This is a genomic window from Furfurilactobacillus milii (assembly GCF_021654115.1).
GTDB classification, from domain to species: domain Bacteria; phylum Bacillota; class Bacilli; order Lactobacillales; family Lactobacillaceae; genus Furfurilactobacillus; species Furfurilactobacillus milii.
Map to the genome: position 1 here is coordinate 441,104 of NZ_JAIWJF010000001.1, position 13,680 is coordinate 454,783.

Genomic DNA, 13,680 nt, shown 5'->3' on the forward strand with positions numbered 1-13,680 from the left:
GAGACAGCGACTGACCATGCCTATCAGCAAATTCGCAGCTGACTGATTGATGGCACGCTAGAACCAGGCGAAAAACTAGCAGAAACTGCGTTGGCAAACGCGATTTCGATCAGTCGGACACCAGTACGCGAGGCTTTACAACGTTTGGCAACGGATGGTTTCGTTATTATGAATACAGGGCAAGTCACGCGGGTGGCGCCACTGTATCATGATGACGTAGCAACGTTATACCAGCCAATGGCCGCCATTGAAGGACTAGCTGCTCAGCTAATGGTCAGCAAGATCAGTCCTGCCGAGCGTGATGAACTGCAAAAAATCGATTCGCGGCTAACGACGGCTTTGCATAAACAAGATGTTGAAACAGAACTGAGCGTTGACCGAGCTTTTCACGAGCAGGTTTTAGCGGTTACTGACAATCCCTATTTAACGCAGTTTAGTGATTTCCTATACAGTCACATTTTACGGTTTGAAACATACTTCTTCAGTCACCATGATGTCAGTATTGATATCAATGGTCGACAGCACGAAGCGTTATTAAGCGCAATTGATCATCATAATGCTGAGGCGGCCAAACAGGCGTTGACCAATGATTGGTTGGAAACCATGACGCAGATTCAACGGGCGCAGGAACAAGATAACTAAATTTTAGAATACTGTATACAATATCCACTGGATGCAATAAAAGATACCCCTAATTATTGGCTATTTTGAAGTCTAATAATTAAGGGCATTTTTTCTTGAAGCAATATTAAATTGTTTGCGTGATATTAGTAAGGACTTGTGATAAAAGATCTTGGGGTAATGATTCCACAAATACTGGTTGTCTCTCTAAATAATTGAAAGATTTCAGTTGTTCTGTGAAAATAGTGCCATCAGTATTTGTGCGTTTATCGAGTTTAACGTGCAACGGATGATAGTAATTTCCATGTGAGATTGGCACCAACCACATAAAAGGTGATGTGTGAGATAGAATTTGTTTGCTAACTACCACTGCGGGTCGCCAGCCTCGTTGCTCATGGCCTTTTGAAGGGTCAAAACTAAGCTTTATGATGTCACCTTGTTTCGGCAAATATCGTGACTCTGTCATCACCAAATCTCCTGTCCAGTTGAGGGTGTGTCCCAGTCCTTGAGATCCTTAGGCTGTTGATAACTTTCAGGAGTTCCCTTATATTCAGCGTATTTTTCTGACAGTGTCTGGGTAACTGGTTCAAGTTCAACAATTGTTTTACCATTTGATTTTTTGGTCTTAATTTTTAAATTGTCACCGACTTCCAGATTGGCTGCCTTTAGAATACTTTTGCTTATAATTATTCCATTACTATTACCCCAAGGTCGTAGTTTAACGATAGAACTTTGATTAGTCATCACGCTCACCACCTTTTTAGCAAAGTATAAACACATGTTTAAACTTTGTCAAAGGATTAATCCTCTCAAACATCATAATCGCAAAAGATTGAATTCATCAAAGTTAAGCGATACAATACCCGTGTAAAACTTAATAGGCGATGACGTTCGCCGCAAATAATTGTTGATAATTTGATGACGTCTACTGCATGTGTATTTTTCGTGCAGTAGGCGTTTTTTTTATTTATATTGGAAAATTGGAAAGGTCAATTAGCTATGGATAAACAGTTGACGCTAGGCGGGTTAAGTCGCCAAGAGGCCGAAATACGTCTTCAACAAAATGGACTGAACGAAGTTTCGGAAACAAAATTCAATTTTTGGAAGGCCATACTTATCCGCCTTTGGGAACCGTCCGCATGGATTCTCGAAACGGCATTAGTGATTGAAATTATTCTTGGCAAAGAGATTCAGGCTGGTTTTATTGTTTTGATGTTACTATTCGCTGCGGTGAACGGTGCAATTCAATCTGGGCGATCCAACAAGGTGTTGCATCAACTTGCGCACGAACTAACCCCTCAGGTTTCCGTTTGCCGATCAAAGCAATGGCAAAAAATGGATGCTAAGAAACTAGTGGTTGGTGATCTAATCAATTTACGAAGTAGTGAAATTGTGCCTGCAGATGTGAAACTCGTGTCGGCAGATCTTGAGCTGGATGAAAGCAGCATTACTGGCGAATCGAATTCGGTCAAGCGGCAGAAAGGCGAGCAGGCATTTGCTGGAACGGAGGTTGTGAGTGGTGATGCTTTAGCAATTGTGACGGCAACGGGGATTAATAGTCGTTCTGGTAAAACAATCAGTTTAGTTAATCAAAATTCTGCCCCTGGTCACTTGCAGCAACTGTTAGGAAAAATCATTGGTTATCTTGCCATTTTGGATGCTATCTTAGCCGTTATCATGATTATTGTTGCCGTCGTCCGGCACGAAAACTTGATTGAAATGTTACCTTTTTTGGCAATGCTCTTTATTGCGACAATTCCGATTGCGATGCCTTCAAGTTTTGCAGTTGCCAACTCAGTAGAAGCAAATATATTGAGTAAAGAAGACGTACTAGTTAGTGATTTAAGCGGAATTCAGGAAGCAGCTAACATGGATGTCTTACTGGTTGATAAGACGGGGACAATTACTGTCAATCGACCACAGGTAACGGCGTTTTATAATCTATCTGAATTGACGGACGATGAGGTGATCCGTAACGCTGTTAGCGCGGCGGACATTGTTAACCCAAGTGTCATTGATCAAGCCATCATCAATTACGCGGCAGACAAGAACGACCGCTCATTAACCGTCAAACAATTTCAACCGTTTGATGCGACTATTGGTTATTCGGTCGCAATCGTTGGGCCTGATAGACAATCCATTTACCTTGGGGCGCTCAAACGGTTGATGACGATTGACGATGGTCAAACTCCCATTCCCGCAACGGTTGATTACAATGCTGGCCGAACGGTAGCGGTAATGCGGAGCAATCGATTATTAGGCATCTTTGTCTTGCAGGATCAACCACGTGCTGACAGTACGGCATCGATTCAGGCATTGCAGGAGCGCGGCGTGAAGGTAGTAATGCTGACTGGTGATAACCGGAAAACGGCCCAAATTATTGCCAATCAAGTTGGTTTAAACGGAACCGTTTTACCCTTCGCCGATTTAAACAATGACACAGCGATTGACAAGTTAGCTGGAATCGCAGAAGTTGTCCCCGAAAATAAGTTAGCGATGGTCAAGCAATTTCAACGTCGTGGCTATATCGTTGGCATGACTGGCGATGGTGTTAATGACGCGCCGGCACTCAAACAGGCCGAAGTGGGGATTGCTGTGGCAAATGCGGTGGATTTAGCCAAACGATCAGCCAAGCTAGTGCTCATGACAGATGGCTTAAGCTCAATCGTTAAAATCCTCGATAGTGGACACCGTGTTTATCAGCGAATGATGACCTGGACGATTACCAAACTTTCGCGAACGGCTGCACTAACAATGCTACTCACATTTGGCTATCTGGTCTTTCGTTTCATGCCCCTCACGTTAAATGCCATGATATTGGTGGCGATTCTAAATGATTTGGTAACGCTGGTTCTTGGCACGGATAACACGCATATTACGTTACAACCAGAAAAATGGAACCTGAGTAACTTAAGCAAGGTAGCAGGCGTGTTTGCATCAGGCTGGACTATCGTCGGGGCTGTGTTTGTGACGACATTAGTTAAAATGGGTTATTCGGTAGGTCAGGTTAGCACAGGGTTGTATGTCTATTTAATCTTCAGTGCGATGTTAACGATTCTGATGACTCGCACAACAAGAGCGTTTTGGCTAAGCAAGCCTAGTTTATCTGTGATCATTGCGATTACGTTAAACTGTTTGTTGACGTTGCTGTTAGCGGCCTTGGGATGGGGCATCACTCAGATTTCAGGGGTGTTAATTGGTATGACTGTCGCTTTGACGATTATCATAGCTATGGTATTAACATTAATCTGGAAATTGATTAATTTAAGTCGTTAGGCGGCATAGATTATCAATATGAGCTGATCTAAGTTTATGGATGAGGTTATTTTCCCCACAAGAACTGAATAATATACCGGTTAACTTCATCGTTATCATGCAACTTGCTATGTTGGGCATTCGATCCTTTGATCATGTGCTCAACATAGCTTTTTGGTTTGTTGCCTAATAAATATTTCAGTGATTGCGCCGAAACGTTGCTGACACTGCCATCAGAATTAGAGCCGTCACCGAGGTTGCCGTAGATGTTCATAACGTCGACTTGCTTTGTTGGATAATTATTACGGTGTTTCAGCATGTACCTGTATGAACTGTTAAGATGCTGTGGCTTGCCGTTTGCTAACAAATGATTGCGGTTAGCTTTGTCGTCCATGCCAAGGATACCGTCGAAATGACCGGCCAGATCGGCCTGCTTTTGCAGTTGAGGGAGTGAACGTTGCTTGCCGTAGTTGACTTCGTAGTACATGAGGGCCAGATTGCCCATTGAGTGAGCGACAACGTTGAATTTGGTGATGTGATATCTTTTCTGCAGAGTGGTCAGTACGTTTTTAACCCATCGTGCATCGTTGTTGTAATTTGATTCACGGTTGTTGGTAAACAGCACTTGGACCAGTGGATTGACCCTGCCCGTTTGCCACTTACCACTGAGCGTCACGTGACCAGAACGGCTGACGTGAGCGGTTAACACTTTTTGCGCGACCCCAACCTTTTGAGCCGCTGCGATAATATTGTTAGCAGACGAAGGGCCACCGCCGTAACCGTGCAGGAAAATGGTCGGTGTTTGAGAATAGTTGTATTTGCTATGATTTTGTTTGGTAGCTGCTTGCGTTTGAGCGGTAAGAATAAGCGTCAGTGCAATGACAAACGTACCAAGTAGTGCGAAAGCTCGTTTGAACATAGTGTAAATCCTCCACTTGAATGATTTTTAGTATCGCTATTGTACGGTGACTGTCTTGAATTCGGCAAACAAAGCTATTTGATTGTCGGAAATTCGTCTCTTAGTGCGCATTCGCAATTGACTTTGCCCATGGAAACACTGATGATCGTAACCAACAGGAGGCGATACAGATGGCAAATGAGATTACGATCCGTCCCTTTGTGGATACAGATGCCGAGGAAACGGCCGCCATGGTGAAAGATGTGTTACTGACAGTTAACGTCAAAGATTACGGCGAGACGCTGATGTTAAAAACGGCTGCTGAACATGATGCAGCCCATCTTCGCGCGATGGCGCATTATGCTAACTTCTATGTTGCTGTGAACGATGTAAACGAAATCGTCGGTTGCGGCGGCATTAGCAATTATTGGGATGTGCCACAAGAGGCGATCATTTTAACGGTGTTTGTCGAGCGCCATCAGCAGCGTGCGGGGATCGGTCATAAAATGATGCACCAGCTGATGAATGATCCTGTATTTTTGCGATCCAAACGAATCGAAATTCCGGCTGCCATCAGTGCCGTGCCATTTTACCAACAGTTTGGTTTTGACTATAAAGGTGGCCGAACAGAACCAGATGATGAGGGGAATATCCGGTTGGAATTATTCAGAACGATAAAAGATGATTATAAGAAGGCTTAGCTAGTTTAAAAGCGTTACTTGAGTGCATTTTATCGCACCATTCAAGTAACGCTTTTCTAAATTTATAGATCATTTTTCGTTAGACTAGTTGATTATTTAGTTATGCGCCAGCATGCTTTCAGCAAACGTTTTAACAGCCTGGATTTGATCAGGTTTCAAGGTGACGTTTTTCTTGGCACCGATCATGCCTTTACCGCCCATCATTTGATGGAAATGACCGATTACTGGAATACCTTGTTTGTCAGCCAATTTGGTTAAGGACTTATCAGCCGGCGTTTCCGGGCCACCAGAAGTGGTGAAGATGGCAATGTGCTTAACCTTGGTAGCATCTAAAGATCCCACATAGGCACTTAGTGTTTTATCTGGACGCAACATGTAAGTACCGCCGCCGACAAAAAGGACATCAACTGGATCAGCAGGTAGCGGTGTGTCGATATTTTCAGCCTGAACACCAGCTACCGCTGCAATTTGATTGGCGAATGCCTCTGTGTTGCCATTACGAGTTTGATAGCGAACTGCAATTGTCATACTAAAGCCTCCAAGTTCTAAGTAATCTTGGCTTTAGTATAGGTGCGGTGGAAAGCGTTTGCAAGATATTCGAAATGTGATTTTTAGGCATCCTGATAGGTTGAATTGTGTGCACAGTTGTTAATATTATTAAATATAATGTGAACTGCTAATATCTTAAATATGTGGCATTATGGACGTTGAGGTAACCTCAGAAATTGATCAAGATAAGGTGTTGAAAATGGAAAATACAGAAAAATTTGATGAAAAACAGTTTAGTTGGCTAGGTAAAGTTAGTGACTCAAATATTGAGAGAAAATTTTTAAATCCTTACAAGGTCGCAAACCTAGCTAATTGGGAAACATCGGCCACGGCAATATTGCGTTTCTTTTTAGATCCACGTGAAAACCATGGATTAGGTGATATAGTAGTTTGTGCGTTGGTAGACTGTATTAATGAGCAACAACACAGCAATTTTCTTTTTTCAGAGGTTTGGAGTGTGACAACTGAAAATGTGACAGATTTAAACAAGAGAAGTGATATTGAAGTCATATTTGATACAGGATCACTAGTTATTGAAAATAAACTCAGCGCTGAAACGGGGTACAATGACCTTGACGGGTATAGGAAAACGGCTCACCTGAATTATGAAAAGATTGCAGATACTCCGCAAACTAACGCGAAGAACTATGGTGGATATTTGAGTAGAAAAAGATTATCGAACGCAAAAGTGGATAAAGGAGACTTAAAATCCCTTGGTGATTTTTATATTACATATAATGATCTTTTTAGAAAAGTTAGAGAAAAAATTATTGAGCGAAGCCAAAACCTTGCGTTTGCTGAGATGTATAAAAATAGTGAAGCAAAGAGAATTTGGGAGAACTTTGAAAGTGCGGTTAGTATGACAGAAAGAGACGATGAATTAAAGGCAAACATGAGTCGAATAGTAAATGTTGAGAGCCAAAGAGAATTTGATAAGGATGTTGAGAACTTTAACATATATGTTAAGAGCGTAGCTAGAACGATGAAGCAGGTTCTTGATGAAATTAACCAGAGTGTGCTTGAACTGATTTATCAGTCTGTTAATTCGGATGAAATAACTGATTTTAAACCAGATTTTGGATCTAATTATCCTTCAACTCAATTTGCATTGTTTGAAGGGGTTACTCGAAACGCAATAATGAATGATGATTCGTTAAAAAAATCAAAATATAGTTCTTTTTTTTCCAGTTTAGGCAAGGACTGGGGATATTATCTGTTTTACAGTTTCGGGCATATGTTTGAACTTGATTCATCCAAGATATATTTAAAAATGTTTAAACTAAACGATGGGCAGGTTACAAAGTTAATCACTATTAGAGATTTTGAAGACAGACGTGCTCCAAAAAAAGACGGAAGTAAGGATTACGCACTAATAGATTTGAGCGCTGAATGTCAAGATAGTATTGATTATAATTCTATGGCCGAGGAAATTTATACAGCCTTCGTTAGTGTGGCTCCAAAATGGCCAAATGTTTAGATCGTTACCGTATTTATTTCTGCCCTGAGCGTAATCGTAGTTACATTCAGGTGCGTACTTTTCATCCAGCGACAGACTGCTACACTAGAATCTGTGGGCGATTAATGTGGTCAGTGTTTGAGCACGTAATCGTCAGTGACTATAAGAAATCTGACATTCGATGCCAGAGAATTATGATAAAGTTGATGTGAAAAATAGCTTAGGGGGAGACATAAACTATGCAATATCGTACGTTAGGTAAAACTGGCTTTAAAGTCAGCGAAGTTTCGTTAGGCACCTGGCAACTTGGTGGTAAATGGGGCGATCCGTTTAGCGAAAAAGATGCTTTGGACACGTTGGAAGCCGCTTATGATGCGGGGGTCAATTTCTTTGATACCGCTGATATTTATCAAGATGGTGCCAGTGAAAAAGCCATCGGTAAGTTTTTGAAGGGCAAAGAAGACAAGGTCCACGTGTCGACTAAAATTGGTCGCAAACTTGATCCGCATGTTGCTGAAGGTTACACCAAAGAAAACATCGACAAGTTCGTGGACGAATGTTTGACCAACATGGGTGTCGACAGCTTGGACAACGTTCTGTTACATTGCCCACCAACTGCCGTTTACTACAATCCAGAAGTCTGGTTCGAACTGGATAACCTGAAAAAGGCCGGCAAGATCCAAAACTACGGCGTGAGTGTTGAAAAGGTTGAAGAAGCCATTAAGGCATTGAGCTACAACATTTCAACTGTTGAAATCATCTTCAACATGTTCCGTTTGCGCCCAGCTGATTTATTCTTCAAACTGGCTAAGGAACAAAACGTCGGTATCTTGGCGCGGGTACCACTGGCTTCCGGCTTGTTATCCGGCAAGTACACGGCCGACACTAAGTTTGGTAAGAACGACCACCGTTCATACAACCGTGACGGATCCGCCTTTGATAAGGGTGAAACATTCTCCGGCGTGGATTACATGACTGGTGTAAAGGCTGCCGATGAATTGAAAGAACGGTTGGGTTCAGACAACTTGGCCCAAACGGCTTTGCGGTGGATTTTGATGTTCGATGCTGTTTCCACGGTTATCCCTGGTGCATCTAATCCACAGCAAATTGACCGCAACGTAAGCGCCGCTGATGCTCCAGCATTGACACACGACCAAATGCTCATCGTCAACGATGTTTACAACAAGTACATTAAGAATCCAGTTGAGTATTTGTGGTAAAAGGTTAGAGCGTGAACAGACCCGAGTCTGTGAACGCGTTTGTGTTGTAATAAAAAGCTTGAGCAACAACATCAAACAACCACTGTGAAGGTGAATTTTGCCTTTATAGTGGTTGTTTTGAGTTGTGCACGGGTTGCTGGGAGGTAGTGGCACGATTATCGCTAGATGGAAGCATCTTAAAGGTGAAAGCTCAACTGTTTTCTCCACGCCTTCTAAGAATTAATACAAAACTGAGTTTATCCATTATAAAGTTAAAAGATACGTCTCAAATCAAAAAACGTCGTATAATGACACATACGAGGAGGCGATTTTATGTCTGAATTAACCGAAAAAAAGCAGATGAAACAGTTGAGTGACGACGTGAGCGAATTACGAAAAGCCTACAATCAAGGTACTTTAGTAAAGTTAATTGCAAAGGCACCAGATCGTGTTACTCAGGAGGTAGCGTTTACTGCTTACCGGACATTTCTTGCTGAGGATAGCAGAAAAATAATTGAAGAAAAGAAATTTATCCGATGACTTCACCAGTCCTTTTGATTATCGCTGGTGTTAACGGTGCCGGCAAAAGCACATTGGATTTGACCCTTGAGAAAAGTGGTCATGTCTTCAGTAATTTTAAAAGAATTAATGTTGACGATATTGTGCGTCAACAACATAGTGACTGGCGTGAATTAAAGGCTTATTTAGCTGCATTTAGAACTGCCGCAGTTCTTTTTCGGCAATACGTCAGTCAAAAACAGTCTTTTATATGGGAGACAACGTTGGCAGGACATCCGCGTCAAGAAATAGAGTTTGCTAAGGCGAACGGATTTAAGATTGAAGTTCGATACGTGGGGTTGTCTTCTCCAGATATAGCCATTCGGCGAGTTCACAAAAGAGTTAGGCTGGGTGGACACGGAGTTGAAGATTCGGTAGTAAGAACGCGTTACGAAAGATCTTTAAAGCATCTTGTGCAACTAAGTGATTTGTTTGATGAATTAGAGATAATCGACAACACTAATCAAATGCTCGAAACAATCTATATGTATTCAAATGAACTAAAGGTATTGATTGATGAAAGAGACGGGTATGATTGGGCAAAGAAATTAGTATTTAATTTCTGATTTAGGCTTCGGATATTATTTTGCCCGCCTAAAGTAAACGTCTATTTGTAATTAAGCGTGGGAGCTGTCACGGATAATATAAACTTTGTATTAACTATTGCTTTTAACTGAATTTGAAAAAAATGATTAAGGCGGACATTTAATGTCTGCTTTTTCGTTATACCCATGTGTAAATTTATTTCAAAGATTATTTGAACAGTAGCTGATAAAATAAGGTCATACAATACTATTACGTTGGGTAGTGAAAGTTCATGGCCAAAAAATATTTTAGTCGTCATTCCAGAACGCCACATACATAGAAATTTTTTAAGAATCGTAGAGACAATCCAAAATGGCGGCAAGAGTTTCTACAAATTCGCTCAGCTCGTCGACGCTCAATGGTATTACGATTGACTGTGGTTCTTGTGCTTTTCGTTGCAGTAATGGGTGGATACACAGTATATACGCGTGTATTTAAGGAAAGCGCAATACCACAGACAAATACTGGCGGTGCAAAGCAAGCTAGAACATCAGTAGATAATAACCAGCAGCAAGAAAATAGTGAGAGTTTAACTAATGACGCCGATTCTAGCTCGTCCAGCATCGATGAATCGAGCACTGAGGCTATTAGTAATCCTAAACAGAGGGACTTAGATGTTAACGCTATCGTAAATGGTGACTTATCTTCGTTAGTTGGTACTTGGAAAAATGGTCAAGGTGCCACGCTTGTTATTAATGCGGACGGCACAACAAACAACGCAGAATCAATTAAGACGAATGGAATGCCAAGTGATGTAAGCGGCGGACCATATGTCGGATTAACAGATGGTCATACTGGAGCGGTATTAGCCCTGTTTAAAATAGGTTACAAAAATCCAAAAGGAGATCAATCAGATTCGACGAAGCCAAGGTTAATAATTACTCAGCAAGCAACCAATTACTCATCGGATATGTATTTTTACCGTCAGTAACAACATAAAAAAATATCTTAAATACAACAACAGGCCAGCCTTATTTTTAGGCTGGCCTGGTTCGTGCTTTATTGAATTCTTTATCTTTAAACGTTTTTGAAGAGTTATACAGGCCGTTTTCAGAATTACGTACAATGAAGTCTTCTTAGGTGGTCAAATAGAAGTTAGATGCAGGTTTTAAAGTAGGTCGCACATTCAGTCTCTCTTAAAATCACATTTTTTATTTTAAATCATTTGAGAGTTATGTGTGGATTGGTCTTCGTCCGCACCTTCTAGAGAACGGTTTTTCATCAAGTTTCGTTCAGCAATCCGCATTGCAAACCGGATGCCGCGGTCGATAGTCTTGTACGAAAACTTGCGAACGGCGATAACGACGGCTCGGTCGCCCCAAGATAACTGGTAGCGTGTTTTTGGATTAACGGTCGTAGCCGCTTTGAACATCAGGTGGGCGATATCATCCGCTGTGGCGCTGAAGTTCATGCTGGCGTGAGCGTAAATTTCAACCATTTGACGGTAAGGGGAATCCTTTGGCGTTGCTTCCAACATATGATCTGCAGCAACCTGTTGCCAGTTCGTTTTCGTGCCACCTGGTTCGATGATGATGACGTCAATGCCGAAGTCCTTAACTTCCAAACGAAGGGAGTCGCTCAAGGCCTCCAAAGCGTGTTTGGAAGCGTAGTACCAGCCACCAAGTGGTGAGTACATTTGGCCACCGATAGAAGAATTGTTCAGGATTTTACCAGCATGTTGGGCACGCATTGTTGGTAAGACGAGTTGAATCAAATCCGCTGCCCCGAAGACATTTACGTCGAATTGACGTTTGGCCTCAGCCTGGTCGACGTCTTCAACGGCCCCCATGGAACCATAACCGGCGTTGTTGATCAGCACGTCAATGCGGCCTTCGTTTTCCAATGCGGCATCGACAAACGCCTTGTTGGAATCGTGGTCTGTGACATCCAATTTCATCGTATGGATGCCTTGTTGTTCTAGCTCAGCCATCGGTTCCGTGTGACGGGCGCCAGCGTAAACCGTGTAGCCAGCGTTATTGAATTGAATGGCAGCGGCCTTGCCCATGCCTGATGAAGCACCAGTAATTAAAGCAACAGATTTAGTCATAATGAAGTTCTCCTTTTTGATGTTCAAACGAACAGTAGTGATGTTGTCAGCGTTAATCTCGTTTGAAGAATGATTGTTCTTTTTAGATTTAAAATAAAAACTCATTCGCGATGAGCATGTGACTAATATAAAAGAATGAACGTTCTTTGTCAACTATAAATTCAAAAATAAATAATAAATTGACGAGGAACAACCATTCTTTTATAATGTAATGCATGCGAACAAAGAATGAACAACGGCCACAGGAAATTATTGATGTCGTGGCGCACATGGTGATTGAGGAAGGCATTTCCAGCATCGCCATGGGGAAGGTGGCCAAGCGCACCGGCATCTCACAATCGAATATTTATTTGTACTTTAAGAACAAGGATGATTTACTCAAACAGGTATTCTTGGCGCAAAAAACCAAAATTAACAACTATATGTATGACCACTTTAATGAGCAACCTAACGTGATTGATGATATGAAGCTCTACGCGCGTATCGTTTATCAGTTTGCGATGGAATACCCTGTCGCGATGGATGTTATCACCCAGTATGAGAACTCACCAATTTTCACACAAATTGACATTTCAGCAGAAGAAGCCGAAATGGATTTTGATCGTGTGACAGTGTTGGTCAAACAGGGAATGAAAGATGGCATTATTCGTGACACTGATCCATATGTGCTGATGGCCATTGCGTTTGATACGCTGGTTCGTTACGCCAAGTCGGTTCGTGACAAGATTGTCGATCCGATTCAAGTACCATTGGAGACAATTTTAGATATTCTGGAAGCGGCATGGTTGGCACCAAAAGAATAGGTAAACGAAAGGCAATCGCGGATTAATTCTACGATTGCCTTCTTTTATAGCTTATTTAGTTTCGTCATTGTTATCATGCCGGCGTTTAGCTTCATTTTTCAGCATTTCATACTGTGCTGACATATTGTCGTAAATTTGTTTGGCGTTATCCAAATTCTTCTTGGTGACATTCAAACGACCAGCCAACTCTGCGTTCGAGTAACCGGATAATCGTTGTTGGGTGTGTACAGTCATTTTGTAGGCGTGAGAGACAGCACCGTAACTGACACGGCCTAACTCAACGATTTCAGTGCCGACACCCTTGAAACTTGGCTGCGTGCTAAACCGGTCAATGCTGGTAACGGCGTGTTGGCTGACATGAGTGTTCCAATAAGTGATCAGTGGGCCAGTAAAGAAGGCGACGATAATTGTTGCGATGCCGACTGGGCCGCCAGCTAAAAGCGCAGCGAGCATGAAGAGGACATCTTGAACAATCCGGACGATGCGGTATTGAATGTGCAAACGGTCCGACGCAATTGGTGCAATCGCATCATAAGGGGCAACCCCAAGGTCGGCGGTCATGTATAGAGAAGCACCTAACGTAAATAGCAACAGACCAATAATGGCATCCGCCAAAATCGTAAACAGGTTAACAGTCGACGGTAAAATCGATTTATAAATGGCGGAGAACCACTGAATTTCGTAACCGACCAGCACCATGTTCAGCACGGTCCCAATCCCGATTTTCTTGCGGTCAAGTAAAACGATGAAAACGAAAATGACCACGTTGGCGGCCAATTGATATGTACCTAAACTGAGGCCAAACTTATTCGCCATGCCGGTGTTTAATGCGGTGAAGGGATCCAAACCGACTTGGCCTTCGCGTAAGAAGGTAGTCCCGAGTGATAAGATGGCAATGCCGAAGAACGACATCAGTGTTTTTAAGGTCACACTGATGACCTTGTTGGGTTGAGGTTGATCCTTGGTTGATTCGATGTTTGTCATAGAGACCTCCTAGGACGTTAACTA

General features: G+C 42.2%; 15 protein-coding genes and 1 riboswitch. Of the genes, 9 read left to right on the top strand and 6 right to left on the bottom strand.

Going from position 1 to position 13,680, the window contains the following annotated elements:
* The first annotated feature begins 45 nt into the window (after positions 1-45).
* A complete protein-coding gene (locus LDK34_RS01835; protein ID WP_347880574.1) occupies positions 46-642 on the top strand; it encodes a GntR family transcriptional regulator in 597 nt (198 codons plus the stop codon).
* Positions 643-748: 106 nt separating this feature from the next.
* On the opposite strand, the gene LDK34_RS01840 is transcribed toward LDK34_RS01835, so the two are convergent.
* A complete protein-coding gene (locus LDK34_RS01840) occupies positions 749-1,087 on the bottom strand; it encodes a type II toxin-antitoxin system PemK/MazF family toxin (protein ID WP_236941352.1) in 339 nt (112 codons plus the stop codon).
* Positions 1,087-1,365, bottom strand: a complete 279-nt coding sequence (locus tag LDK34_RS01845) for an AbrB/MazE/SpoVT family DNA-binding domain-containing protein (RefSeq protein ID WP_236941353.1) — start codon at positions 1,363-1,365, stop codon at positions 1,087-1,089. Before LDK34_RS01845 ends, LDK34_RS01840 begins: the two co-directional genes overlap by 1 nt.
* Positions 1,366-1,492: 127 nt before the next feature.
* Positions 1,493-1,556, top strand: a riboswitch (Fluoride riboswitch).
* Positions 1,557-1,620: 64 nt separating this feature from the next.
* On the opposite strand from LDK34_RS01845, the gene LDK34_RS01850 reads away from it, so the two are divergent.
* Positions 1,621-3,897, top strand: coding sequence for an HAD-IC family P-type ATPase (locus tag LDK34_RS01850; protein ID WP_236941354.1), 2,277 nt, complete (start codon positions 1,621-1,623; stop codon positions 3,895-3,897).
* Between the two features lie 46 nt (positions 3,898-3,943).
* Here LDK34_RS01850 and LDK34_RS01855 read toward each other — a convergent pair whose 3' ends face one another.
* A complete protein-coding gene (locus tag LDK34_RS01855) occupies positions 3,944-4,795 on the bottom strand; it encodes an alpha/beta hydrolase (protein ID WP_236941355.1) in 852 nt (283 codons plus the stop codon).
* Between the two features lie 170 nt (positions 4,796-4,965).
* Between LDK34_RS01855 and LDK34_RS01860 the strand changes: the two genes are divergently transcribed.
* Positions 4,966-5,475, top strand: a complete 510-nt coding sequence (locus LDK34_RS01860; RefSeq protein ID WP_236941356.1) for a GNAT family N-acetyltransferase — start codon at positions 4,966-4,968, stop codon at positions 5,473-5,475.
* A gap of 96 nt (positions 5,476-5,571) precedes the next feature.
* Here LDK34_RS01860 and LDK34_RS01865 read toward each other — a convergent pair whose 3' ends face one another.
* Entirely contained in the window at positions 5,572-6,003 is a 432-nt protein-coding gene (locus LDK34_RS01865) for a flavodoxin family protein (RefSeq protein ID WP_236941357.1), read from the bottom strand.
* A 220-nt stretch (positions 6,004-6,223) separates the two neighbouring features.
* Between LDK34_RS01865 and LDK34_RS01870 the strand changes: the two genes are divergently transcribed.
* From LDK34_RS01870 to LDK34_RS01890, 5 genes are all read left to right on the top strand, one after another.
* Positions 6,224-7,501, top strand: a complete 1,278-nt coding sequence (locus LDK34_RS01870; RefSeq protein ID WP_236941358.1) for a PD-(D/E)XK nuclease family protein — start codon at positions 6,224-6,226, stop codon at positions 7,499-7,501.
* Between the two features lie 218 nt (positions 7,502-7,719).
* The gene (locus LDK34_RS01875) at positions 7,720-8,700 is read left to right on the top strand and encodes an aldo/keto reductase (RefSeq protein WP_017260691.1); all 981 of its coding nucleotides are present in this window, start codon (positions 7,720-7,722) and stop codon (positions 8,698-8,700) included.
* A gap of 312 nt (positions 8,701-9,012) precedes the next feature.
* Positions 9,013-9,219 (top strand): hypothetical protein, encoded by a 207-nt coding sequence (locus LDK34_RS01880; protein ID WP_161003891.1) that lies wholly within the window; start codon positions 9,013-9,015, stop codon positions 9,217-9,219.
* Positions 9,216-9,803 carry an ATPase gene (locus tag LDK34_RS01885; RefSeq protein ID WP_236941359.1) on the top strand — a complete coding sequence of 196 codons (588 nt, stop codon included), beginning with the start codon at positions 9,216-9,218 and terminating at the stop codon, positions 9,801-9,803. The genes LDK34_RS01880 and LDK34_RS01885 overlap by 4 nt, the downstream gene beginning before the upstream one ends.
* A gap of 377 nt (positions 9,804-10,180) precedes the next feature.
* Positions 10,181-10,753 carry a DUF6287 domain-containing protein gene (locus LDK34_RS01890; RefSeq protein WP_236941360.1) on the top strand — a complete coding sequence of 191 codons (573 nt, stop codon included), beginning with the start codon at positions 10,181-10,183 and terminating at the stop codon, positions 10,751-10,753.
* Positions 10,754-10,978: 225 nt separating this feature from the next.
* Here LDK34_RS01890 and LDK34_RS01895 read toward each other — a convergent pair whose 3' ends face one another.
* On the bottom strand, positions 10,979-11,869 hold the full coding sequence (locus tag LDK34_RS01895) for an oxidoreductase (RefSeq protein WP_236941361.1): 891 nt from the start codon (positions 11,867-11,869) through the stop codon (positions 10,979-10,981).
* A 215-nt stretch (positions 11,870-12,084) separates the two neighbouring features.
* Here LDK34_RS01895 and LDK34_RS01900 point away from each other — a divergent pair, with 215 nt between their 5' ends.
* Positions 12,085-12,672 (top strand): TetR/AcrR family transcriptional regulator, encoded by a 588-nt coding sequence (locus LDK34_RS01900; RefSeq protein WP_236941362.1) that lies wholly within the window; start codon positions 12,085-12,087, stop codon positions 12,670-12,672.
* A gap of 51 nt (positions 12,673-12,723) precedes the next feature.
* On the opposite strand, the gene LDK34_RS01905 is transcribed toward LDK34_RS01900, so the two are convergent.
* Positions 12,724-13,656 carry a YczE/YyaS/YitT family protein gene (locus LDK34_RS01905; RefSeq protein WP_017260694.1) on the bottom strand — a complete coding sequence of 311 codons (933 nt, stop codon included), beginning with the start codon at positions 13,654-13,656 and terminating at the stop codon, positions 12,724-12,726.
* Between the last annotated feature and the right edge of the window lie 24 nt (positions 13,657-13,680).